Source organism: Paenibacillus sp. LK1, from assembly GCF_002750415.1.
Classification (GTDB): domain Bacteria; phylum Bacillota; class Bacilli; order Paenibacillales; family Paenibacillaceae; genus Paenibacillus; species Paenibacillus taichungensis.
This window is the reverse complement of record NZ_PEII01000007.1, coordinates 265,018-289,230: the sequence shown is the minus strand read 5'-3', so window position 1 is coordinate 289,230 and position 24,213 is coordinate 265,018. Positions and strand designations below refer to the sequence as shown.

General features: G+C 46.5%; 32 protein-coding genes and 1 pseudogene. All 33 read right to left on the bottom strand.

Annotated elements, in window-relative coordinates; all coding sequences use genetic code 11:
• Positions 1-27 precede the first annotated feature (27 nt).
• On the bottom strand, positions 28-879 hold the full coding sequence (locus CS562_RS17650) for a peptidoglycan recognition protein family protein (protein ID WP_099857598.1): 852 nt from the start codon (positions 877-879) through the stop codon (positions 28-30).
• Complete coding sequence (locus CS562_RS17645; RefSeq protein WP_099857596.1) at positions 876-1,145, bottom strand: phage holin family protein; 270 nt, start codon at positions 1,143-1,145, stop codon at positions 876-878. The genes CS562_RS17650 and CS562_RS17645 overlap by 4 nt, the downstream gene beginning before the upstream one ends.
• 3 nt (positions 1,146-1,148) lie before the next feature.
• Entirely contained in the window at positions 1,149-1,451 is a 303-nt protein-coding gene (locus tag CS562_RS17640; protein WP_257219528.1) for a hemolysin XhlA family protein, read from the bottom strand.
• 22 nt (positions 1,452-1,473) lie between these two features.
• Positions 1,474-1,662, bottom strand: a complete 189-nt coding sequence (locus CS562_RS17635; RefSeq protein ID WP_099857594.1) for a hypothetical protein — start codon at positions 1,660-1,662, stop codon at positions 1,474-1,476.
• 31 nt (positions 1,663-1,693) lie between these two features.
• Positions 1,694-1,846, bottom strand: a complete 153-nt coding sequence (locus tag CS562_RS33005) for a hypothetical protein (RefSeq protein WP_180287169.1) — start codon at positions 1,844-1,846, stop codon at positions 1,694-1,696.
• 268 nt (positions 1,847-2,114) lie between these two features.
• A complete protein-coding gene (locus CS562_RS17630; RefSeq protein WP_099857592.1) occupies positions 2,115-2,657 on the bottom strand; it encodes a stalk domain-containing protein in 543 nt (180 codons plus the stop codon).
• 42 nt (positions 2,658-2,699) lie between these two features.
• Entirely contained in the window at positions 2,700-4,790 is a 2,091-nt protein-coding gene (locus CS562_RS17625; protein WP_257219527.1) for a phage tail protein, read from the bottom strand.
• 10 nt (positions 4,791-4,800) lie between these two features.
• Complete coding sequence (locus CS562_RS17620) at positions 4,801-5,322, bottom strand: phage distal tail protein (RefSeq protein ID WP_099857588.1); 522 nt, start codon at positions 5,320-5,322, stop codon at positions 4,801-4,803.
• Positions 5,323-5,378: 56 nt separating this feature from the next.
• A complete protein-coding gene (locus CS562_RS33490; protein ID WP_257219526.1) occupies positions 5,379-5,510 on the bottom strand; it encodes a hypothetical protein in 132 nt (43 codons plus the stop codon).
• 47 nt (positions 5,511-5,557) lie between these two features.
• The gene (locus tag CS562_RS17615) at positions 5,558-5,986 is read right to left on the bottom strand and encodes a hypothetical protein (RefSeq protein WP_180287168.1); all 429 of its coding nucleotides are present in this window, start codon (positions 5,984-5,986) and stop codon (positions 5,558-5,560) included.
• 18 nt (positions 5,987-6,004) lie between these two features.
• Complete coding sequence (locus CS562_RS33200) at positions 6,005-7,483, bottom strand: phage tail protein (RefSeq protein ID WP_218966742.1); 1,479 nt, start codon at positions 7,481-7,483, stop codon at positions 6,005-6,007.
• 13 nt (positions 7,484-7,496) lie between these two features.
• Positions 7,497-7,937, bottom strand: coding sequence for a phage tail fiber protein (locus CS562_RS17605; RefSeq protein ID WP_099857586.1), 441 nt, complete (start codon positions 7,935-7,937; stop codon positions 7,497-7,499).
• 4 nt (positions 7,938-7,941) lie between these two features.
• Positions 7,942-8,502, bottom strand: a complete 561-nt coding sequence (locus CS562_RS17600; RefSeq protein WP_099857584.1) for a distal tail protein Dit — start codon at positions 8,500-8,502, stop codon at positions 7,942-7,944.
• Between the two features lie 4 nt (positions 8,503-8,506).
• Entirely contained in the window at positions 8,507-12,850 is a 4,344-nt protein-coding gene (locus CS562_RS17595) for a phage tail tape measure protein (RefSeq protein WP_099857582.1), read from the bottom strand.
• On the bottom strand, positions 12,843-13,115 hold the full coding sequence (locus CS562_RS17590; protein WP_125477295.1) for a hypothetical protein: 273 nt from the start codon (positions 13,113-13,115) through the stop codon (positions 12,843-12,845). The genes CS562_RS17595 and CS562_RS17590 overlap by 8 nt, the downstream gene beginning before the upstream one ends.
• Positions 13,116-13,147: 32 nt before the next feature.
• On the bottom strand, positions 13,148-13,549 hold the full coding sequence (locus tag CS562_RS17585) for a hypothetical protein (RefSeq protein ID WP_099857578.1): 402 nt from the start codon (positions 13,547-13,549) through the stop codon (positions 13,148-13,150).
• Between the two features lie 56 nt (positions 13,550-13,605).
• Entirely contained in the window at positions 13,606-14,139 is a 534-nt protein-coding gene (locus CS562_RS17580) for a hypothetical protein (protein WP_099857576.1), read from the bottom strand.
• Positions 14,139-14,324, bottom strand: a complete 186-nt coding sequence (locus tag CS562_RS17575) for a hypothetical protein (protein ID WP_099857575.1) — start codon at positions 14,322-14,324, stop codon at positions 14,139-14,141. Before CS562_RS17575 ends, CS562_RS17580 begins: the two co-directional genes overlap by 1 nt.
• Complete coding sequence (locus tag CS562_RS17570) at positions 14,321-14,698, bottom strand: minor capsid protein (protein WP_099857572.1); 378 nt, start codon at positions 14,696-14,698, stop codon at positions 14,321-14,323. The genes CS562_RS17575 and CS562_RS17570 overlap by 4 nt, the downstream gene beginning before the upstream one ends.
• On the bottom strand, positions 14,698-15,102 hold the full coding sequence (locus CS562_RS17565) for an HK97 gp10 family phage protein (RefSeq protein ID WP_079694728.1): 405 nt from the start codon (positions 15,100-15,102) through the stop codon (positions 14,698-14,700). Before CS562_RS17565 ends, CS562_RS17570 begins: the two co-directional genes overlap by 1 nt.
• Positions 15,099-15,425 carry a hypothetical protein gene (locus tag CS562_RS17560; RefSeq protein WP_143813565.1) on the bottom strand — a complete coding sequence of 109 codons (327 nt, stop codon included), beginning with the start codon at positions 15,423-15,425 and terminating at the stop codon, positions 15,099-15,101. Before CS562_RS17560 ends, CS562_RS17565 begins: the two co-directional genes overlap by 4 nt.
• The gene (locus CS562_RS17555; RefSeq protein WP_099857566.1) at positions 15,410-15,943 is read right to left on the bottom strand and encodes a hypothetical protein; all 534 of its coding nucleotides are present in this window, start codon (positions 15,941-15,943) and stop codon (positions 15,410-15,412) included. Before CS562_RS17555 ends, CS562_RS17560 begins: the two co-directional genes overlap by 16 nt.
• Before the next feature lie 32 nt (positions 15,944-15,975).
• Positions 15,976-16,248 carry a hypothetical protein gene (locus CS562_RS17550; RefSeq protein WP_099857564.1) on the bottom strand — a complete coding sequence of 91 codons (273 nt, stop codon included), beginning with the start codon at positions 16,246-16,248 and terminating at the stop codon, positions 15,976-15,978.
• 43 nt (positions 16,249-16,291) lie between these two features.
• A complete protein-coding gene (locus CS562_RS17545; RefSeq protein WP_306554405.1) occupies positions 16,292-17,500 on the bottom strand; it encodes a phage major capsid protein in 1,209 nt (402 codons plus the stop codon).
• A 35-nt stretch (positions 17,501-17,535) separates the two neighbouring features.
• Entirely contained in the window at positions 17,536-18,144 is a 609-nt protein-coding gene (locus CS562_RS17540) for an HK97 family phage prohead protease (protein WP_257219525.1), read from the bottom strand.
• Positions 18,098-19,396 (bottom strand): phage portal protein, encoded by a 1,299-nt coding sequence (locus CS562_RS17535; RefSeq protein ID WP_099857558.1) that lies wholly within the window; start codon positions 19,394-19,396, stop codon positions 18,098-18,100. Before CS562_RS17535 ends, CS562_RS17540 begins: the two co-directional genes overlap by 47 nt.
• 3 nt (positions 19,397-19,399) lie before the next feature.
• A complete protein-coding gene (locus CS562_RS17530; RefSeq protein ID WP_099857556.1) occupies positions 19,400-19,597 on the bottom strand; it encodes a hypothetical protein in 198 nt (65 codons plus the stop codon).
• Positions 19,594-21,327, bottom strand: coding sequence for a terminase large subunit (locus tag CS562_RS17525; protein WP_099857554.1), 1,734 nt, complete (start codon positions 21,325-21,327; stop codon positions 19,594-19,596). Before CS562_RS17525 ends, CS562_RS17530 begins: the two co-directional genes overlap by 4 nt.
• Positions 21,327-21,860, bottom strand: a complete 534-nt coding sequence (locus CS562_RS17520; protein WP_099857552.1) for a phage terminase small subunit P27 family — start codon at positions 21,858-21,860, stop codon at positions 21,327-21,329. The genes CS562_RS17525 and CS562_RS17520 overlap by 1 nt, the downstream gene beginning before the upstream one ends.
• A 260-nt stretch (positions 21,861-22,120) precedes the next feature.
• On the bottom strand, positions 22,121-22,411 hold the full coding sequence (locus CS562_RS17515) for a hypothetical protein (protein ID WP_099857550.1): 291 nt from the start codon (positions 22,409-22,411) through the stop codon (positions 22,121-22,123).
• Entirely contained in the window at positions 22,408-22,803 is a 396-nt protein-coding gene (locus CS562_RS17510) for an HNH endonuclease (RefSeq protein ID WP_099857548.1), read from the bottom strand. Before CS562_RS17510 ends, CS562_RS17515 begins: the two co-directional genes overlap by 4 nt.
• 129 nt (positions 22,804-22,932) lie before the next feature.
• On the bottom strand, positions 22,933-23,328 hold the full coding sequence (locus CS562_RS17505) for a SprT family zinc-dependent metalloprotease (protein ID WP_099857546.1): 396 nt from the start codon (positions 23,326-23,328) through the stop codon (positions 22,933-22,935).
• A 143-nt stretch (positions 23,329-23,471) separates the two neighbouring features.
• Positions 23,472-24,015 (bottom strand): annotated as a pseudogene (locus CS562_RS17500) (site-specific integrase).
• Positions 24,016-24,213: the final 198 nt, after the last annotated feature.

The following is a 24,213-nucleotide window of genomic DNA, read 5'->3' as shown; positions in this document are numbered from 1 at the left end:
ATTTGACCAAATAATACGAACCGAGAATCACTGAACCTTGATTCCGTTTTCCTTACGGTAGTCAATCACAAGCTTTCGCCAGAAGTCGTAGCTGCCTGTGCTGTCAGAGATATACGGCTTGTAAAACTCATATGCTGACTTTGCCCAGCTCGGACAAGACATATTAGCTTTTGCTTTTTCGCCCTCAATCCACTTGGTCTGAGCATCTACGGTAGCTTTGAGGTCATCCATTTGTTTCTTTTCTGTTGCTGTCATTGCTTCCTCATCTCCATTCTTAATTCGTTGCACCTCGGCCTGAATACCAGGAATAAACCCGCGAGACGCAGCCAAGCGAGTATTCCCGTGTCCGAAGAAATTTGTACCTGGACATGTCTTACTGGAGCGTCCTTGGATATAGTCACCCAACCAATCACCAGCAGGCGTATACCAGGCGTGGTAAACGATATGATTTGTGTCTACCGGGATGTTCAGCTTGATTGCCAAGCAAGCGTACAAGTGCAGTACAGCCTGTCTCTGTAAATCAGTCATGGTATCTCCGCTGATATCGAAATTACCGATGGTCTCCACACACAAAGCCCCTGTATTCGCTCCTTTGATGCCAGCAGGAACCGTGTTTAGGTTTCTATCCAAACTGATTGCTATTTTCCCATCCTCGAAAACTGTGATATTCTGCCCGGTGCCGTTCCAACCGTTTGCTAGATGAGTGTTGCGAATTCCTTCCAAACACTTGAAATGGTCTTGGTTCTTGCGTGTGGCGTAATTAGGTAACCACGTATGATGGACCTGGAGTCTAGTTATAGTCCTGGTGATTTTCTGCTGCTGAAGCCACCCGAAGAATTCGGATGACTCCAACAACAAGAAATTCCCTTTAGTAATCATGATTGATCAGTTCCCTTCTTAGCCTGCTTGATTAGCTCATTGCCGTAAACTGCGAATGCGCCGACCAATATACCTTGAATTAGGGACTCCGGTGACCATCCAAGCGTCCAACAGGTGATTACAATAGCAAAAGCTGTAACGATAAAAACTATTGTCCAGTTCGGGACCCGCGGTACTTGTTTAATCCCGTAACCGATAACCCAGCATGCAGCCAATACAATAAATAATTTCGGATCAATAAGAGTAAATACCGTGTTCCAATCCATTATCTAAGCGCCTCCTGTTTTCAAAATCAAAACGATTGCTCCAATAGCAATCCCGATCAACGTTGTAGCAATGGTCCGCCACAACCACGTTTGATTGTTCTCAATCTTATCCAGCCTGTGATGGGCTGATTTAGTGGACTGCATAGCCTCCCGAGCCAGATCCCGGGTCGCCTCCAATGTGGCGGCCATAGCTGGTACGCCCTCAAGTGTCTTTTCCATCCTTGCCAACTGGATTTGGATACCCATAAGCGCCTTTGTAGTATCTTCCACAACAGCATTCACCTCACTTATAGTTGTGTCGTCCACATAGTTCCCCCGCTTTCTATCTCTATTTCTCTGAATCTGTATCTGAAACCAATCCCGCTAAAGCATCGCCTACCAACTGATCTACAGCCCGCAAAAGCTCTTCCTGCTTTTCTGCTGGAACCATTCCGAGAAACAATGAAATGATTTCGGCAATCTCTTCAACTGGCCGGGAAATGTCAGCCGTTATCACTACTTGATGTGTCGCCTTCAATGTCTCACCTCCTTCCAGGCTAAAAACCTATTTAATCTCTTACAAGTACCTTCAGAGTTAACTCCGCTGGTTCCGTAGAGCATTTTTTCAACTCATATTCCGTAACGCCTTTTAACTCGATCCCATCAAGAAACAGTTGTCCGTTTTTTATTTCTAATTTAGAGAGAATTTCTTTATCATTCATGATTTTCGCCCTCCCATTAATGAAGTCGATAGTCTTTTAATCTGAATCGCCGTGAAGATTGCTGAACAACGGTACCGGTTAATATTTTTCTTCGTTTATCACTGTCGGCTACTTCTATATCCCAAAGTCTAGGCTGGTCAGAAGGCTTTACAAAAACCGTGATACCTCTTCCGAATATCCACCTAATCAGTAATTTTTTTATCACAATCGCACATCCTTTCAAGGGCATAAAAAAAGAGCCCGTGGGTAACGGACTCATTCAAAGTTTTTATTTTTGTGCAATAGCATTTTCGATTTCTTGAACTTGTTTAGAGTACTTCTCTATTTCAGCATCATACCTTGCCAATCTTTCTTCGGCTTGCTGCAACAGTTCCTTATCCCCATTTGCTCGTACCGCTTCAACCTCAGCGACTATTTTATCCCGCTCCATTTTTGTGGGATTAATGATTTTTTCGAGGATATCTTCCTTCATTGACTGCAAAGCCTGCTTATTCATCCCCGAATATTCTCCTGAAGATGCAGAAGGCGTCACATTTGTTGACGAACTCTCTTCACTGGTGATTGTAATCGTTTTTCCTGACACTTTTACATCAGCTCCTAATGCTTCGGACAACGCCCGGGCAGGAACATTAGCCCTAGAATCAATAACCGCTCCCTTGTCGGACAGGGTTTGTCCGTTAACAATAATGTTGTATTCACCTGTAACCTTCTTGCCTACCATGCTCTTTACAGTGTCCGCAAAAGCACCGCCTGCTGTCGAAAGAACGACACCAATCAAAATACCGCCAGCAATATATGCAATCTTTTTCATGCTTCAACCTCCATATTGGTTCATTTTACCTAATATGATACCCTACGGTGTTGAAGTTGGATAGGTTCCGCCCCAATTTGTAGCATTGGCCAAACCGTGGTTGTGTGTTGGAAGAGTCACTGAATGGCTATGTGAATTAAATTTGGAATTCAGTGTTGTGATTTGAGATTGCAATGAGTTTAGTGTTTCTAATAAATTATTTATACTTGATATCCCTAATCCGTATACACTCCCGCCAAATGTAACCGCGCCCTGCAACCTAATAGGATTCCCTGTGTTGTTGGAACCAATAACTATACTATTGCCGTACATGGTAAAAACACCGCTGCTCATGTAAGAATTCAATTCGCCGACAGAAGTTCCATTTGAGTCTCTAAAGATAAGAGCGGCAGCGGTAGCATCCTCAGTTGTAGCAATCTGAATACGCGCCCTCCCCGCCGCATCGTATGACCGAAAACCTTGAATATCTAACTCCACACGCCGCCCACTAGCTGCTGTACGGATCAAAGCCCCCGTAATCGTTCCGCCTTCAATCTCGTTACCTACGATCCTAGACGCCTGAATTAAAGAACTAAGCATGGTAGAGTTATCAATCTGGCCTGTGAGCTTAATGGACCTGGCTACAACATTCCCGGCCATGTCAACCCGGAACGGTGCTTGGTTGTAATCGCTGTGCCCTGAGCTGATCCCTTGTGTATTGATTTTTGTGACCAGGTTGCCACTGCCGATAACCAAAGATACGAAATCCCCAAGAACACCCACGATACGTTCGGCTAGAATGCCCTGGGCTGTGATAGCTACCCTTGGCGTTTTTCCACCATCCGTTGTTAGGATAACCCCGTCTGACGTCAGAATGACCTGGTTCCGTGCGTCCGCTTGGCTTTGCAACAGAATGCCTCGTTGATCATATATAATCTGCGTTTTGGAGTTATTAATATCAATTACAGCCTGCTTGGCGAATGTTTCAAATACATCTGTACGGATCTTACCGCCAGATAGCAAGTCATTCATGATCCGTTTGGATCGTTCCAGGTCTGCAATAACATCAATATCATTCTGCAATTTGAAGTTGGCCAAAACCACCTGAGTATGCTTGTCCATCGAAAATGGATACTCCGTCATTTCCATAACCCGCATTTCAATATTAGGCATTTCCATTTCCGGGTCATAGGCGTATACAATGTCACCCATATCAGGCGGCGACTCAATCCGGTCTATCTTATGGATGTCCGCAGCGTTAATGGATATCTCGATTTCCGGAATCTCTTTCTTGCGTAATTCTTCCCTGGTAGCCTTCAGCAACTTCTCCGGGTCCTCGATGTCCTGATCGATCATTTCACCATCATAGAAAACGTTAGTCGTGTTGGTCCAGTACTGTGCGTAAGGAGATATCAAATAGTTTACGGCGAGTTTCCCGTTTTGGATTGCTCCTGGAACACCTTGCAGCAGGCTTAATTCCTCCGCTGTCAGATACGTTGTGGACATGCCGATAAACGTCCGGCCATCTTTCATCTGGCTGTACATCCGGGTAACCAGGTTACTGCCTTCATCTTTGAATTGGTCCTGAATGATATCTTTGCCTATCCGGTACTGCTTGCCCTCGTCCTTGCCCACTTTCTTGCGTAAATGGATGGTGAAGTTATCCGCCCACACCTCAGCCCCATAGGACTTTACAATGTGGTTGAAAGCTTCCAGCGCCGTAGTACGGCCCCAATCCTTAATATCTTGAAGCTCGAATATGTCATCGACCTTGAATGTATATTTGTTGTTCATGATCGGAGCCAGCCGGGATATCATTTGGCTGATATGGACCCCGTAAGCCTCTTCAAGATACTGGTCGTATGGAACCTTGAATTCATTCATCTTGAACATGACATGCGTTGCCACGATGCGTGCAGTCAGCTTTTTGCCATCTCGGACCCGTTCCCGCGTCTGGATCACATAATACTGGCCGTTCTCATCCATCACATGGCCCTTGATCTTGATTTTCTCCCGGTAGTCATCCGATGTCATGGGAACAAAAAAAGACAGCTCATAATCTGAATTGACCCGTCTGCGCCGTTCTACTTCATATGCATGGGTTAAGTAACCTTCTGGTTTTAAATTCTTGTCCAGTACCTTCAGGTATTTCATGGACATCCTCCTAATACAAGAACCGGTCCCGATGCGTGATTCTTAGCAGCACCTGGCGGTTTGTTTCTGGATCTGTATATGTGATTCGGTTCTCGCCTACATTGAGATTGAAGAAATCACCTTCCATGAGGCCAGCCGCATTAATTCCGTTTTGAGTAATCCGGTATGTCTTGGCGTCAATTTCGATCTTGTCACCTGGTTTGAATGGCCCCGTGAATTCCAAAAACTCCACATGGTACCGACTCCCCTTGGCAACTGCACCAAAACCAACGTTCATGATTGCCCGTTTGGTAATCTCTCGAATGAAATCCGCCTTTGTGCCAGCAGCTACATCCATAACGGCCGCAAACGAGATTTCACGGACAAACTCCGCTCGCGCTCCCGCATTGACATCCATAACCGCCGAACCCGTCATTTCCATCGTTGCAGCAGCTACAGCAGATCCTGATACGTCTGCAACTGCCCGGCCAAAGACGAATACGGATATTTGGCGGTTAAAGGCCATGCGGTTAAAAGCCCCTCTGTTAAACATGGCCTTCACCCCTTTTTGGACAAAATAAAAACACGCCCTATTTCAGAACGTGCTTGTTACTCGGTAATCAAGAATTCCAAACCGCTGTCAATCAGGATTTCTTTTACTCCTTCCTGCAAAGATGCAGGCACCGCCTTGAATTCAGTTTTGTTCAAAATTACACGCTGTGCGAAGAACATAGCCATCATATCTGTGTCACCTCCCTTCAGGAATAGCCAAGTAATGAAACGCCTGATCATTTGTAAACCTGTTCGGCCATTTCTGCAATGACATCCTCTACAAAATCAGCTCTGGTTGATAAAGCATTACTTTGTGCTTTCAGGAGCGTATTTTCCTGAATTAAAGCATCCACCTGTTTACTGAGTGCCGGACGCGGTTCCTGCGGTGCTTCTGGATCGGTTGGATCCGGAAACGTAAACAGTGGTTCCATTGTCTCCAGATCGATGCGAGTAATGACCCCGCCAACCTCATAATCCAACTTGAATTGATCATATTCAAACTGCATCATACCAACAGTGTCTGGCACACGTTCAGCAAGAGAAGTGTATGAGGCAAAGTCTTGATCTGGAGTTGTCTCGCTGACACCACCAGACCTTTGTCCAATTTCTTGAATCACATTTCCCGTCGCTTTATCGTAATAAATACGAGATCCAATTTTGGTCATTATCATCCCTCTTTATTATTAAAATTTGAACGCTTCCCAGGTATACTGCGTACTCGTAAACGCTACTGGCAGGATAAAGCTGGTGTTGCCCACATAAGCACTGTTTGGCACACTTGTAGTAGTTTCAGTTACTTTAGCGTTAAATGCTGAAGTTCCAGACGCACCAGTCGGCAATGTGACCAACCGGAATGTTGGATCTGTGCCTAAGCTGTTGTCGTACGTTACTACCATATATACATTATTAGCTGCGGTTGGCTTCAAAATAATTCGATCTGGACGAAAGGATAGACCCGTCACCTGTACATAAGCTGCTGCGAATTGTGCATTACCGGGAGTAAAAAACCAATTCGCAGTAGTACTACTAGAATTCACCGTTCCTGTTGCATACTTCGGACCGGTACTGATCTGCCCAATCTTCGTAGCCAGTTGCGGAAAGGTATCGCTGCCTGATGCTGCTACTCCCTTGCCAGTGATAGCGGCTGCGATGGCTGTTTTCCCATCACTGACAGATTGAAAAAGCAATCGATCATTAGAATCTTGATTCCATAGGTCTCCATCCGTACCAGTTGAGAACATAATTCTCCGAACCCTACGATTAACTCCGCTCAGGCCCAACGGAATAGAAAGCTCAACATAGTACGTGCCTATACCTAATGCAAAGGTAATTGCCTTACGGTGCCAGGATGTTCCAGCATCGCAACTAATGGATTCCACTAAAGACCCACCGGAAGCATTTCTAAGACTAACAATTATTTGTCCAGCAATCCCCCCTGGGTTTATAAAATCAGCGCTCAGCGTGTAAGTTACGCCAGATCGAATCGAAATATTGTCAGATTTTAAGACACTACTGGTACTTGTTGTTGCTCCGTTACTTACAAATGCTGTAGAAACTTCATCATTTACATCATTAGAAGATACGAAAGGGACTGAGGATACATTAGTCCACCCCTGTATCTGCATTTCTGCGGAACTGTTTGGCAAAAGATTAGATGGACGGTTCTTCCGAATGTACGTCTTATCAACTTCTAAACCTGCATCTCTTATCGCAGCCTTTCGCGCATCGTTAACCGCTTTTTCTGTAGCAGCTACGTCCTCTGCATCACCATCCGTTTTGTTGGACAATTGGACGATACCCTTATCTGTTAAAGATGCATCCTGTGGTGCAGGGATGTTTTCTAATTGCTCGTTTATGTCCTCAATGTTGCCCCTGAATGTGTTGTGATCGTACGCCGTGAAGTATCTAGCAAGTTTTGTTCCGGCCATCCACGATCTAGCCACACCCTCAAACCCACGAGTTACGCCTGTAATCTCGTTTCCGGTCTTTCCTGTATATTTTATGGTCTCTGCCGATTCATCCGTACCTAGCGTAAGCAGATTAGGCGCAGGAGGTAATGCCGAACCATCCAGCACCGTGAAACTGGTCTGATTATCGTCAATGTCTGTCGCCAGCTCCGTCTGCCTACTGTTGACGGCTGCCGGATACATTGTTTCAATCATCGTTTATGCCTCCTTAGTTCAACCGGATCTCTACTTGGTTCGTCAAAAATTTGAAAATGTCATTATTCAAAATGCTCCGTGGTGTTTCGAGCGTCCCGAAATAATAAAGGTTCCCGCCTGTGACAGCATCCCGCAGTCCAAAGTGTGTAACCGGGCCCCAGTTTGCTGTCGCTACCGCAAAAGCTACATCGGCCGCAGATTTGATGGACATCTTCTGTATGTTATTCATCAATACACCTGTGATCGGGTTAAACTCTTGAACTGTAATTTGAGCCGGTTCGGCAAAGGTTATCACTTGCCTGCCGTAACCTCCACCGGATACCTCTTGCCCCGTATCATTCCAAGTTGGATCGGATGTATAAAGAGCAACATAGAGCTTGTCCGGGAATGTGAATTTCTCGCCTCTTGCTGATACATTGAGTTGTTTGGTCGCTAGAAATTTACTGATATTCATTGGTTCACCCCTCTAATAAATATTCATTCTGAAGCCTGAAACTTTGAATCGTAGTAGATCCTACATTGGTCAGTACCATCTTTGGAGGCGTTGGAATATCACCGGAGGATAGTATGTTAATTGCCTCAGCCCGCTGAGTAACGGTCGTTTCAAAAACAAATTCCGTGCTTGACTCAGGGAATGGATCGTACATTTTAAATGGGAAATTAACCTGATGATTAACCGATGACTGATCGTAATCAACAAAACCCCGGTATTGGGCCATGTATCTCTTTTTGGGAATGTCTGAAAAGATTAACTCCAGATCACCGCGTTTTGCGTGAAAGATGTTCGCCAACCGATTCACAATGTTGTGATACTCCGATCGATCCCCCATAACATAAAAACTCAGTTCAAGCGGCCGCGTGGCATACGTTGTTCCGAAGTCTAATTCTCCGTCCCGACCAGCAAGCTTAACTGTATTTTCCTCGGCTTCAGGTAAGGCGGGCAGTGTTCGCCCCACCAGTACCGCGCCTAATTCTGATATCCATTGCCCATTCACTTTTACATCAATGTCATAACTCACCTCTTCACCCCTTCATTCCAAGGCGCTGCAAACTACGTGCCAATCGTTCTTTACCGTTGTTGTACATATCCATATCCGCCTTGTCTTCCAGCACGACTGTATCCGTAGACAAGTCAATATGATTTGTTACCTGAGTAGCAGGAACCTGAGCCTGTTCGGGTTTGAGAGCGAGTTTTGGAACCTCCAGCAATCGGAACAGGTTATTCAGTTGATGACGGTTGAAAATAGCTTCCTCACCGTGAACCACCGCTTCCATCGGCGCGCCAGGAGGACCCGGAACCACACCGCCAACATCGAAGCTGCTTATCTTGCCTGTATCCTTATCAATCCCGTACTGATCCCGGATGGCTTGATTTCGCTGTGACAAGCGTTGCATCTCATCTTTGTTCCCTGCTGCCTTGGCTGCATTGTAGGCATCCTTGTTAGCGTTGTACTCTTGCAAATCAAGCGCCTGCTGGGATGTTCCGCTGAGACTGGAGGCCGTTTTCATCTTGGATTGGTATTGACTCAAGAACGTGTCCAGATCGCTAAGAATTTGTTTATTAGCTTCCTGATTAGCTCCGACTCGGAAATCCTGTACTGCACTCTCAATAAGTTTGACGTTATCCCCGTAATCCTCGAAAGCTTGAGCAAGCGCATCGTAACGGGCCTCGGTCGCTGTTTTCTCGTCCTCGAATGCCTGTTCCTGTTCTGATTTCTCATCCTGAAGCTTGTCCTTCTGATCTTCCAAATCCCGCTTGCGTAGTTCACGCGAATGTTCAAGCTGCATCCGTTCAATCTCAGCAATCAGGTCGTTGCGTTCTTTGATTCCTTCCGGACTGACCGCTGTACTAAGCAGATCCACCCGTGCCCGTTTTTTCGCAAGCTCTGTTTCGTAATCAACGTCCTCGTTCGCCTCTTGTTCCTTCTTGATCAGATCGTCAATGGCCTTAATCTTTTCATTCTGAGCATCCACAAACGCCTTTTTGCGCGCGTCAATAGCCGCTAGTTCGGCCTTTTTGGCATCGTTAACAGCGGTCTTTTGCTTTTTAAGCAGCGTTTCTGTATCTTTTTGGGTTTGTTGGAGTAATGATTTTTTCGCTTGATATACCTGTTCATCCGCTTGCTTGTACAAATCCGAATCTTTTTTGTATCGATCCCGGAGTTCCGTCCACATCTTCAACTTCATCTGCCCGATTTCAAGCTCTGATTTACCCAATTCCTCCATACGGCGTTCTTCTTTGGTGATGTTCTCGCTGTATGTCTGATATTGCTTCTTCTGCTCAGTTTCAAGCTGTCGAGTCAATTCCTTTTTGGATTGGTATACCTGTTCGTCAGCCTTCTTATATTCCTCTGAATCTTTCTTGTACCGATCCCGGACCCGCGTCCACGCATTCAGTTTGGCCGTAGCCATCTGGACTTCTGATTTCCCGGACTCTTCCATTCGGCGTTGATCCTTATCGATCCATTCCGATGAAAAGTCATACCGGGCTTTGACACTATCTTCTTGAAGCCGTTTAATTTGGAGATTCATGGTCCGCTGATCCTCGACCGTTTCTTTCAAATGCTGCTTATGCTTGGCAGCTACCTTGTTGTACGCCTTGATTTGTTCCTCAGCAGACCAGTCATACATGTCAGCCTGGTACCGGACTGTGGCAATGTCAGCATCATAGGCTTTCTTTCGAGCTTCTGCAGCAAGTTCCGCAGCAGATTTGCCCGACTTTTCCTTTTTGTCTTTAGCCGCTTTGGTCTTCTTCTCTTTTTCCGGTTTGGACAAATCAATCCCGCCGCCTGAAACGGGCTTAAACGCCTCACCTGAAGTCAATGAATCTTTCGCCCGTTGAACCTCCAGTAGATTCTGAGTGGCAATATTCTGCTTGTCGTATAGGGCAGTAAGTTGCTTATCCACTCCGCCATTTGCGAAATTCTCAAACGTCTTATTTACACTGACTCCGCCGACCGCTGTAACGTTCTTCGCCATCATTGGATTAGCAGATCCGCTTACTGCACTCATCGCTTTAGCCAAAGCTTCAAAGTTTTTTATCTGAGCTTCAACGGATGCTTTATTGGCTTTCGCCATCGCTTCCAGGTGAGTCAGATAGGCATTGGCTGCTTTCGCAGACATATCAATAAAATTTCGTTCAGCGCTGATATGGTCATCAATGATTCCGATATTCTTGATCGTGATCCGGCCGGATTCATCCTGGAGTGCGTTGAGGTCTGGATACTGTTTCCTCAGCTGATCGGTGACATTAATCAGTTCCTGCTTTTGGGATGCATCCAGATTTTGAGCCGAGGCCAGTTCTTTATATCGCGCAGATAGCTTTGCCATCGCTTCGACCTTTTGGTTTTTTGCCGCCAAGTCGGTTATTTCAGCCTCTCTCATCTTTAACAGCGCCGGAACAGACTCTTCAATTGCATCGTTCATTTGTTCCAGTTTGATTTGTGCCTGCTCTACACCGTCATAGCCCATGCCTCGAAGCTTTTCGTCCATCTCAACCAATTCGTCATTGATGTCCATCATTTCGCTGAGCAATTGAGGTGTACCCATGTGATCCGCCTGCAAAGCCTCGATTTCATTCAAACGATCTTGAAGCGCCGCCCGTTCCTCCAAAACTGAATTAAGCTGTTCAGTTCGTTCCTGTAAATCCTGGACATCCTGAACCGTTCGATTCAGCGGAGACTTGCCAAGCGCTTGGTTCACTTCTTCCTGAGCCTGAGCAAATTTTTCCGCCGATGCTGTCGCATCATCCGATTGACCTTTAAAATAGGCAAACGCAGCAGCCGCACCGCCGATGATGGCTGATATAGCCAGCAATGGAGGAAACGATGCCTGCAATGCAATTAACGCCGTACGCAACGCATACACGGCCAGGGTGATACCAGTCACCGCAGCCGTAACTGCAACAAAGGTGATGATTGCGTTTTGCGTACCTGCATCCAGATCGTTAAATGACAGGATCAATGTGGCAATCGTATCCGTGATGCTACGTACTGTAGGCGCGAATTTGTCGCCAATAGTAATGGCCGCAGCTTCCATAGCCGATTTAAATTCTTCGATAGACCCTTTGAGCGTATCCATCTGCGTTTCAGCCAGTTTATCGGCCGCGCCTGCTGAGTTTTCCAGCTCAGAGGTGAAGCTTTCCAACTGAGATTGCCCTGTACTAATCAACGTCAAAAAGCCCGAGGCGGCTTCGGTTCCAGCAATGGACGCAGCTACTTGGGCTTGTTGAGATTGATTTAGTTTTTTAAACGCCTGTTCGAACTGGCCGATAATATTGGCAAATGGCAGGATGTTCCCCGCCGCATCCTTGGTCGTCACTTTGAGCTTGTCCATATAGAACTGAGCTTCCTTGGTCGGTGAAGCTAACCGCAGGAGCATTGCCCTGAGCTGTGTACCCGCCATCTCGCCCTGAATACCCGCATTGGATAGTTCGCCAACCGATGCCGCAGCCTCTTCAATCGACATACCGAGTGAGGCAGCAATAGGAGCGACGTATTTCATGGCGTATCCTAATTGCTCAATGTTTGTATTACTGGATGTCATAGCCTTAGCCAGCACGTCCACAACGCCCGTAGTTTGATCAGCCGATAGCCTGAACCCAGTTAGGATGTTGGAAGCAATGTCGGCCGTGCGGGCAATCTCCATCTGTCCCGCAGCCGCAAGCGACAGCACGCCCGGCATGGCTTCCATGATTTCCTTGGTTTTGAAACCCGCCATAGCCAGAAAGGATTGTGCTTCAGCTGCTTGCGTGGAACTAAATACAGTGGTTGCGCCCAAATCAATAGCCTGTTGCCGCAGCTTATCAAACTCTTGTCCGGTTGCTCCGCTAATCGCCTTGACCTTAGCCATGGCCTGCTCAAATTGAGCTGATATGTCTACCGCTTTGGCTAGTGCCGCCGCAACCGCAGCAGCATATGCCGCATAGGCTACCCCCGCCGTGCCGATCTCTTTACTTAAATTGCTTGCGGATTTGGCGTTCTCATCGAATTCCACTTTCATCTTGGACAGTTTACCGCTGGTGGATTCCAACGCTGTACCCTGTTCCTGAATCTGCACTTTCACTTTACTAATCTGGGAGCTGCTTGCCCCGATCGCACGAAGCTGAGATTCCACGTTCTTCAGCTGCTTTTCAAACAACTCCGGCTTAGATGCCAGCATTTCGGTTTTGATCTTTCGGATTTCTTTGGAATCGACGCCTACGTCACGCAAAGACTTTGATACGGTTTTGAAATCCTGGTTGAATTTCTTGGATTCATCCGTCATTTTCTTCATGTCTTGCTTGGCTTCTTCAATACCCTTTTTAAATCCGTCAGCATCTAGCCCTAGTTTTGCCTCTATGCCACCAATGTTTTCATTCTCAGCCATCCTTCCTCCCTTCTAGCCTAGCGCGTAAGGACCGGAGTCCAGTGGCGTCAAACTCTTCTTTTTTCTCCTGTTTCTCGTCCTGTAACGGCCAGCCCAACATATCCACTAAACCTTTAAAACTTTCCTCCGTCATGTTTGGTCCCATCACAATATGGAGTTGTGCCAATCGTTCCTCCGCAATCTTTTGTGTTTGCCGGAACAGCAACATAGGCAAATCCGTAATGTAGTAATCATTACGCAGCACCTGTGGCGTAACCCCGAGCAATAGCGAAGCTTCAAGAACCCAATTGTGTACCGTTAATTCGGATTCTTCGCGGCTTGCAGCCTTCCCAGCACGGACTGGATTGCGGCGCGGTACTTTTTTGCAGCTTCGTCCAGGTTGTTTCGTTCAATGGTTGATTTCAGAAAGTCGTGCAGTTGGATCAAATCCGCTTCTTTTACTTCATCTTCCGTCACATCTGCCAAAACAGAAACGAGTGTGACCACCTCTTCAGATGCCATTAACACGCCCACCACGGCACTAGGCCAAAACATTTCCGTATCTCTTGCAGCAATAATATTTGCCACGGTCTGTGGTAGGATCTCAATTTTCTCCATCAAAGACATCCATTTGCCTACACTCAGGCGCGGTATATCAACTCGCTTTTCGCCAAAACACACATGATCAACAGACTGGCTTGATTTTTTAAATGGGAACATGGGTCCTCCTTAATGACAAAAGCGGAGCCAATGGCCCCGCCTCGTCTTATGTGGTATTAGGCTACGTCTGGATCGCCAAACTCGATTAGGTCGCCATCTGCATTTGGAAATCCTTTGAATGTTACATTGGTAATCAACTCGTTGTCATAATCGAATGTGTAGTTCAGATTTGCGCGTGGCGCTGCCATAGGCAAAGTAATGTAATCATCTGGCGTTGTTCCTTCCGCTAAAGGAATCAGGGTCACTGGCTTCGCATATTTCAGCAAGTCAATGACCTTAGTTGCATTGACTACAACCTTTCTCTTTGTTGGGTCTGTTCCATCTACAATCAATCGGGAACCCGGGAGAATTGCCTGTAATTTCTCCAAGTCATATTCACCAAAAGGGACTGCAATACTTACATTGCTTCCTGTTCTGATTTCTTTCTGCGGTGTCGTTCCCGTCTGATCCATCGTCACTTCTCGGGATGTTTCCTCAAGAGTTAGGACAACTCCACCTTTTGTTGTTCCGAATTCGATTGCATCTACCCCGGTTCCGAATACAACCTTGCATGGTCCTAATTTGATTTTCTCCGCATTTACTTGTGCCATTAGGATTGACCCTCTTTCGCGTTAGATTTCGTTTCTTTGAATTCCTTGCCATACCCTGCATCAATCATCTTTGCAGCCGACTCGTTTGTCAGTTCGACAATATCGCCAGCACCTTTATAATCCGGGCTTTCCTTCGTGCCCATATTGACCTGAATGTCTCGTTTCGTCAGTTCAACCTTCTTCATTCCATCACCACCAATGTAAAATTTAGAGAATATAAAAGCCGACCATTTTCGTCCCTGCCCACATAGAGCGGATTCGATTGATCGGCTGTGCATTCTCGTATTAAGCTATCGCCTGCGTAAAACTCTCGGCGTTGATGCATGTGGTCGTACAGTTCATAGGCGTGTTGTTCAATTCGAACCGCCTCTTTTTCCGGGCCGCGCACAAGTATTTGCATAGAAGGCTGTTTTCGTGGCGACCAATCGGATGGAGCATAGCCACCAGTCAGCCGCACCCACGCCGCAGCATCCGGCGCGCCAGTTGGAAATTCATTGGCGTAATACCTGAAAGGCTTCTCCGCTTGCAGCATGTCCGCGAGTTGCTTAGGCTTGAGCATTACAAATGCAACTCCTTTTTCACTTCATCAGCAATGGTCTTTATGAAACGCCTGGATTTTGCCTTTAACGGACGTTCCAAGAATTTCGGGCCGGTTCCTGGTGTAGTCGGATCAAAATCAGCGACTTCATGAAGAAACAGGGCATAGTTGAACGGATAACCGGATTTCATAGGCCGTACGGCCGAGTAGGACACAGTAGCCGTAATCCTTAATCCGGTTTTGGTTTCTACCTCAACCCTCCGCGATTGCCGCAGCTTCCCCTTTTTCTTTGGCGCCAGTTTGTCCGCTTCTTCTCCCAATTCCTCAGCCGCCTTGTTCACGCCACGTTCAGCAGCCGCAACAGCACGTTCACTTAATAAATCCAGCTGCTTCAGGAAAGCCCCTGCGCTAATTTCCATACTCATAGATGCACCACCGTCATCATGAATTGTCCTTCCAGGTTACGCGGCACCTTGTAGGAGATGATTTTCTTGGTCTTTTCCGTGCCACTCGGCTCCGTGAAGGTCACTTCATCACCGTACCCCACCGGGACTATTCCGGGCATACGAATATGGACAGAACTGGTTATCTCCTGCCCGTTCTGGCCTATTACACGTTGCGTGGCGAATGTAACCCGCGCCCGGAACACTTCCGGTTGATCTCCTGAAGATCCTCCTGCCCACGGATCACTGTCGTCCGCCTGCCGCGTGATTTTGACAACATCCCGGTACATCATCCCAACCTCCAAACGTGACGGTCGCACAGTGCCTGGATGGCTGGAGGTAAGTCCGTTTCTCGCTCCGCTGTATCGAACGTAGCAGTGTATTCACCGTCAATCCGTTCCGATAATTTGCCCCATTGCCCTGTATGCATCATCTTGGCGAGCATCAGACAGGCCATTTCCAGCGTGTTTGGAAGTGTGGGAGTGTTAGCGGTAGGGTTGTCACTTGGAAGGTCATAGCCGCCAATATAGGAGGTCAAAAGGTTATATTCTCCTTTCGGCCATCCTTCTTGCCGGAACAGTATGCCATCCTCCAATTCTGTGAACCCCACAACCGGACCATGTGGACCCGTGATTTCTGTAATTTCATGAATCGGAAAATTCCGCAGGGCCAAATGCTTGGAATTCGTTCCGCTGCGGCGCTCCGTGTATGAGCTTTTTCCGAACTTGCGATTACAGTGACCCTCAATGGCGTCAGACGCAGCAGCCAGGGCAAACATTAACTCATCGTCCTGGCTGGTATCTGTGTCTGGAATGTAAAGCATCTTTTTTAGCCTGCTGACGGTCGCCAGCATGACTATTCCTTATCTGCCTTGCTATTGGTTTTGGAGTCCGGCTTTGTTTGATCAGGGGTTGTATCACCCGGTTTAACCGTCACCTCATCACCTGATGGCGTGCCTGAGTCATCCGTAACTGTAGGTTCACCAAGATATCCGAATTCCCTGAGAAAGTCAGCCCGGTCCTGATTATCTGTTTCATAAACTGAATCAACCGGATATTTTTTCTTTGTATCTTTATCCCGGAAAACCTCTAAAACGGGATATTTTAAAGTTTTAGCTGCTTTAGTCATTGTTTTTCCCTCCCCGAAAAGATTAAAAGGCGGTTATCCCGCCTTAAACGATTGCTGAAACGTCAAGCTGGCCAAAGACTGCCGCCCCCGAATCCCATGTCTTGATGTCTTGACGCATGATTGCTCTCAAGTCAGTTGTGTCACGGGTAAAGGCGCTGCCGCCCTCTTTTGTACTTGCGAGTTCGTAAAACTTGCGAGAGTACAAGACAAGGAGTTGTTTCAGGTCACCGACAATAAACGGAGCCGTCCCACCCGCTGTATCTCCTGGAAGCATTCTGTTCGAAGCCACAACCACTTGTCGGCCTTTGAATAACTTTTTACCTGGCTGTGTAATGTCATCAACCAACAGATATCGGCCATTAGCATCCTTCTGCTCGTCCAACCAAGCAAAGCCATGTTGGTTCGTCAGGATGATGCTGCGTTCACTGATCGCCGGATCAAGTCCGAGATTTATCACGCGTTTTACAGCGTCCAAATCTGCAAGAGGTTTTTTAGCCAGCTTGTTCAGTTCCGCCATGATCAATGAATTCCGAGTTGCCACGGCCTTTTTACCAATCCACGTAGAAATGTAACTGATAATGTTTTGGTCAGAGTCAGAAAGCAGCTCGTTCGTCAAAGGGAGAATGCCGCCGCGCTTTGTGACCGCATACTTCAATGGGATGAACTGAGGAACATCTGACTCTGGAATCACTCCATACTCCTCAATCAGAGGGAATGGTACAAATTCGGCGTCCTTCTCGATTACCCGAGAGCCAGAAAGCGTAGCGACATCTTCCACCGTAATGAACTGGCTTAAATCAATAAATTGCCGCGAAATCGTGTTAATTCGGGTCTGGATGTCCTGCGGAATGATCAAAGAAGCATCACCGCTCGTCTGGCCGGACGCGCCACCCTCATGCATAACCGCTCTGCGCTCATATTCAGCAATAATGCTGCGCTCTTCTGAACTGACATCACGGCGCCTTACACCCTTCATAAAAACATCGCGATATTCTTTTTCGAGCTCAGCATCTTCACGTTTGCTCAAATTGCTGGGTTCGCTCAAAGGCTGGCCGCCGTTATTTCCATAATCGCGCGTTTCATCTTCTTCCAACTCTCGTAATACATTGGCCTTTTCTTGCATTTTTCGCACTTCAGCCATTTCGTTATTCGCTTCCGTTGTCTTATCTTGTGAAACCATGGTACGGATTTCTTGTTTCTTTTGTTCAATCGCATCTAAAAGAGCACGTAGTTCTTTTCTCAAATGGATCACCTCATGATTTATTTGGTCAAACAAAAAACTGGCCTTTAAATCAGGTCCAGTTCCATCAAAATATTTTCTTTTTCAGCATCCAGACCTGCACGAGCTTCTTCAGCCTTGAAGTCTTCCAAGGATCTCGCCGTTACTTCATTGGTTGGATACGCCGGGAAAGCAACCGGGCTAATTTCAAATAAATCCGCATTCAGGATACTGCGCTTATAAACTTTCGATCCGTCATCCCGCTTTTCACTGGACCATTTATCCTTGGTCACCTTCATCCCAAATGACATCCCATCCACGTCACCACGTTGGATTAAAGCCCAAGCGTCATTGCCCACAGTTGTATCCGGGATATCCAACTCAAAACGTAGTTCGGTTGATCCATCGTTCAGACGTAATGTGCCTGACTTGGTATTTCCAAGCACTTGGGAAGTATCGTGACTCCACAAACCTACAACTCCGCGATTTTTAATGCTGTCCGCGAACGCCCCGGACGCAATCTGCTCAACGAATGTATCTCCGTACCAATCTCGCATTTCATTGGAATCAGTATCGTATTTGATTGAACCAGTTATGGTCCGCTTACCACTTTCCTCATCAGCGCGAATTTCAAGAGCTACCGGAAGTGCCCTTGTCTCCTTTGTTGTCTTTGGCATTGTCTTTTCCAGTTCCTTCACCCCCTTTCTTGGCATATTGAACACCAGCATTTTCAAGCGGAATAACATTACCGTTTGCATACAGCCTGTTTCCGCCCGGCATCGGAGGTAAATTCTCTTTTGCTCTTGCCTCATCAGGAGACATGATGCTGCCCTTAACGGCTTTATCCAAAGCATCCATCCGTGTTTTGAAGTCGGCTCGCAGCACAGCATCTACATTGAACCGTACAAAATACCCGTCATCGATTTCCCGATCCAAAAACAATTTTCGGGTGATCTCCTGTTCATACGTGGTCAAGATCGGTAACATGGTATCCGTGTAGAATTGTTGTTGTTGTTGTTCGTTATTGTTGTGCGTTGACCGATCCAAATCATTCAGTTGATGCATCTTAATTCCAAATGCCGCAGCCAACTGCCGAATGGTCAGTTCCGTATTCTCAAGAAACTGCGCATCTGTCATGCTCATGCTGATCGGCGTAAATTGATAGCCGAACGGTAATAGCGACACCCGGTGACTGTTTTTCAAACCTGAAGACATGGATTCGAACTGTTCTCGGAAAACTTTTTTAGCTGGTTCGTCTAAACTACCCGTGTATTGAATTAAACCTTTGGTCTGGAGGCCATTTTTGTAGAAATTGTTAATGAATTTCCCGGCTGAGGCCGCGTTTTCCACTGTTCCTTTCAAGTACTCCATTGTTGGCACCCCAACAAACCCATCCAAAGTGACGTTTCCTAAGAAGTGGAGCATCTCATGGGCTGGGATCTTCCTCAATTCTCCACCCGCATTAACCTGGTACCATAACTTGGTCTGAGTGTTTAGCAAACCAATATCGTCAACAATCACTGTCACCTTTTCACGATCCAAGGGCCATAAGGCAATAACCTTTCCTGTTCGTTGATCGAACTCAATATTTGCATAGGCATTTCCGAATGCTCGGGAAGCTTCCAGAGCCTTGAAAAAGTTAATGGACGACATTAACGGGTTAGGTTGCAACTTAAGGAGCGGATACAGGTAATGCTTCGTACCTTTTGTAATGTCATTTTCATCCGATTGGTATATCTTTAGTGGCAGTTTTGCCACGGTTTCGGATAAGATTTTGATGCATGTGTAGACTGTTTCAATCTTCATAGCACCTTTTCCGCGCACGTTCACCCCGGCTGGATCAATGCCAAGCATGTCCAGAAATTTCCGGTCATTCAATCCGACTTCTGTTGGCGCGCTACGTTGTTCAAGCACTTTCCTAAAGAACATTTATCAATCACCCCCTGTCCGGCGTGGTGGTAATCTCGCCATAAAGGCCACCAGGACACCAGCCACTAGACAAAAACCGCCCGTGCAGTAGAGCCCTGCCGTAACGCTAATTCGATAGGTTGCCAGATTGATAAGCAGCACACCCAGCAACACCAAATAATCCTCCGCGAAGTCGCGCAGGAACGTCACGATCCTATTCAATTTCCATCACCCCAAAGTTGTTTCAATATATCTTCATTTGCGAACTCAGAGACATCCATTTTAGGTTCGGCAAAGATCGCCCTGACATGCGCATCGATCGTAGCCGCAACCGGGTCAATCCGATTTGTAGATTTGGCTTTATCCAGCAGCACGTTTTCCTTTTGATCCACCTTTAAAACTGCATTACTCATTGCCCAGGTCAACAACTGATCCTTCTCGTGAACAATTTTCTTCTGAAGGACTAATTCTCTGAATCCTTTGATTGGTTCAGACAATGTTTGAATCCCTTGCCGGATCTCCACAATCTCATAACCACGCTCAGACATCTGAATAGCAAACTGCGTGGCTTGGTATGGGTCATAACACACTTCCTTAATCGCGCAGGCCCATTCCTCAGACGCTTTAACGATCCAATTTTCAATATATGTCTGATCTACAACGGGTCCGGGGATAACTTCTAGCCATCCCTTTTCGATCCAAAGATCATAAGGGACTTTATCGGTTTTTTTCTTACGTTCCAGCGTGTCGCCAGGAATGAAAGAACGTTGCCTAACAAGAAATCGTCCATCTGGAAGCTGGAATTCAAAGACTGCGGATGAAAGGTCTGTTTTCATTGACATATCCACACCAACATATGCTTCTAAACCTTTAGCATCAACAATTTCATTTGTTCCGCAGGCAGCCCATGCATCCATTCGCATGTATTTTTTCTCGCCGCCATTGACCCAAATATTCATGTTTTTGGTCAAGAAGTCGTTCATTTTCTCTGGAGCATTCAAGGCATTTTTCAACCTTTTCCGAATGCTCGCCCTGCCCACTTCATGAGATGCAGCTATTGGGTTGGCTTTTTCCCAAACCTTTTCATCTGCAATGTCATCAACCAAATTTCCGTCTTCGTCTTTGTCCAACTCGTTGACCATCGCAAAATAGTCATCGTTTTCCGTGCCCTCATCATTCGGGTCCAACAGACGAGAAACCATTTCGTATTCGATCCGGTAACAGGGACTGTTTAAGTTTTCTCCGGCCGTTGTGATGATCATCATCAATGGCTGAGTGCGTGAGATCATCCCTGAGTCAATAACATCATACATTTCGGTTGTTTCATGAGCGTGATATTCATCAACGATACCGCATTGTGGGTTGTAACCATCACCCTTTTTGCCGTCCTCTTTACTGAGTGGCTTCATGATAGATTCACTCTTAGGATGACGAATGACCCCATAAGTGGTTTTGAACTTGGTTCGCAGCTCTGGACACCGCTCAATCATGACCTTGGTTTCGTTCCAAACAATCTTGGCCTGATCTTTCTTTGTAGCAGCGCAGTAAACCTCAGCCATTCCTTCGCCCATAGCCGCTGTTTCGTAGGAAGCCACAACGCCCAGGGATTGGGATTTGGCATTTTTACGCCCTACCTGCCAATATGCATATCTGAAACGGCGATACCCTGTGTCTACATGAACCCATCCGTAAATGTTTCCGAATATAAAATACTGGATATCGTGTGGAACAATCCTTTGCCCTTGAAGCGGCCCTTTTGTATGCCGGAAGAGGTTCATCCACTCGAAGAATCGCATGGCCCTGTCTTCATCGAAAACGTAAGGAAACTCAGGTGTGTTCTCCCGACCAATGTCCTTAATGAATCGCATACACGCCCATATGTGCTTCTGACACGCTACGACATGCCCGTCAATTACATCTCGGGAATAGTCGATCAAATATTGCTTGATCACTACACATCCCCGAACCTTTCATCAAACTCCGTTGGCCCCTTTTCCTCTTTCTTCGGAACAACCAGTTTGCATCTCGAAGAAATCGTGAGACCCAAGTCACTCGCAGCTTGACGGCACTGCTTGAAAAATTTGTCCTGATTAAGCGTAAGGTCTGCGTACACGCTGCTGAATATCTCCACCGTTTTTGTACCTGGAATCAACTCACCGTCCACGCTGTCATCCTCTGATTGTTCATACTGCACAATTGGGCTTCGATTCAACAATTCGTTTGTTACCTGAAGATAGAGCTTACGGGAAATCAGATAACGGCATAATGCGTCCACGTCCAAGTTGGACATAATCCCGATGGCAATTAACTCATCTGAAATCTTCTTGAAATCGCGGCGCAAATCTTTTGGCAAATACGATGGTGCTCGTATCTTATCGGATGGTGCTTTTATCTCGGCGGCCTTCCGTTCCTCAATTTCTTGCTTGGTCAGATTTTTCTGTCCCTTGTATAGCAATAGGTCAATCGGTTGACGCGGCCTCGCCATGACACCCCCTCCCTTCTCGTTTTCTGGAAGCTAAATCCAGCAACAACCCTAATTCCGAAATTTCATTTAGGGAATTTTTTTTACGCGAGACGCCCCAGCCGGTTTTTCACCCCGCTGTACGAAATTTTCACAGGGCCCCTGCCCTCTTTAGGCTTCGTCCAGTCATTCACCTTCATTTTTGTTGAAGGGCTTAAATGGGCATTTACGTCCGTCTGATGACGTGTGCCTGTACAACAAAAAAAGCCATTCTATGAATGACTTTAGGACACCATCTTTTTGATTTGGAATCGCAGCTCGGCAACGCGTGTCACAAAACGGTCTGTCAAAGGGTCGCCCCGCAGTTTCGTTGTGAATTCATTCCACAGCTGAAACGCATATGTAGCTGCCTCATATTCTTTCTTCTTGGTCTTGTCACTCTTGATCTCGTCCATGTATTCTCTCAGCGGTCGATTGATCTTTACAGAGAACAATACCCATTCATCATAGTTTGGTGTCTTCAGCTGCTTGGCGTACTCCTGTTCCAACTCGTCAACATAATCCCTCAGCTTCATGGGTTCTCACTCCTCGGCTTTGATTGTCTCACATCATTACCAAACCCTCCATCTTGGGTAACTGTCTTGATGTCATGGCACCTCTTGCATAACGCTTGCCAGTTGCTTGAATCCCAGAACAATGTGTCATCACCTTTGTGTGGTGTAATGTGATCAACCACGGTAGCAGGCGTGCCTTGTCCTTGTGACTCGCATTCAACACAGATAGGATGCTTGCGCAGATATCCTTCCCTTGCCTTACGCCACTGCCCGTTGTATCCACGTTGTGTGGATGTGCCGCGCCTTTGGTCTATCTCTCTTGCTCTTTGTTTCTTATGGGCAGGACAGTAAGCTTCACTTGAAAGCTCAGGGCAACCAGGATGGTTACATGGCCGCTTTAGTTTGATCGGCATGGAACACTCACCCCTTCTTGCATGCGGGCATCATGCATACCTGTTTACTGCCTGCCCACGACCCCCACACGCAACCTCTGCATTGCTCAGGTTGTAGCTTGGAGACGATAGGAACGGCTGGTATCTTCCTTATTCCTTTGTTGACCATGATTGATCCCTTGTTTCATTTGACCCAATCATATGCATCAGCCCTGTGATGAAGTCGCGCACGGTGGCTGCCAAGTCAGGCACGCCCTCAACGAGAATAATTTCATCTGCTTGGAACTCAAACTTAGTGGTCATTCTCCCGGTTCCGAATCCAATTTCGGCAGTCACCCTACAACTGCTAATCTCTTGACGGATAAAGCCTTGATCAGCTCTAATCTCTCGATGGGTGAATTCTGCTGCCAGGATCGCAATGGAACAGCTAGACTTTAGTGGGAAGTATTTACCGCCACATCTTCTGCATTTTTCATTCATCGCTTGTTGCCTGTCCCAAATCCTGCACCCACATCTATCACATTTGTAGCTGTAGCTTATGCTCACTGTTTATTCCTCCTAATCTTCCTCAACGAGTTATTCATATCTATATATTTTGCATAACTGGCATGGCCTGAAATTTCTTAGTTATATCAAGGGTTTATCCTGTTTTCTGAAAATGAGTTATACACTCGTTATTTATGTATAACTCAGAGTCCAAAGCGGTTCATGGCCGCGTCCATTCGATCCTGATCCATGCCGATGTAGCCCATGGTAATTGAATCTGATGAGTGGTTGAACATCTTCCGTAACAGGGTGACATCCTTGGTTCGTTGGTACATGTGGTAACCGAATGTCTTCCTCATGGTGTGGCAACCGATATCCTTTAAGCCGAAATGAGCCGCAGCCTTGCGCATGATCTTGTAAGCCATGTCCCGCTTGATCGGTCTGTTCTTTCCTTCCCGAGACGGGAATAGGTAATCATCATCGTTCATGTTGGCTGTATACAACTTCAATTCACGTTTAAGCGTCGGATTGAAGTTGCAACCACTTCTTCTTACCTGTCTTCATTTCGGTCATGATTATGTGGTCTCCCATGACATCACGCTTCCGAAGCTTCAACATATCCTGTATCCGGTACCCGGTATTGATTCCGAAAACGAACATCATTCGATTACGTTCACAATCAGCCTGGAAGAATTCTTTTATTTCTTCGATCATGGCCGGGTCACGGATCGGTTGAACAATGTTCACCAGCCATCACCTCCTTGTTGAAAAAGAAAAGAGCCATCCGGTAACCCTCCGAATGACTCCAAAGACTATCAAGAAAATTTTATCCGGCCTTGCTGGGACTCGAACCCATCGTTTCCTGAAAGGCCATATTAATGTGGGCAAGGATTCGCACCTTGCATAGTGATTTTCACGGCATCTCGTTTATGCCCGATATTGCTG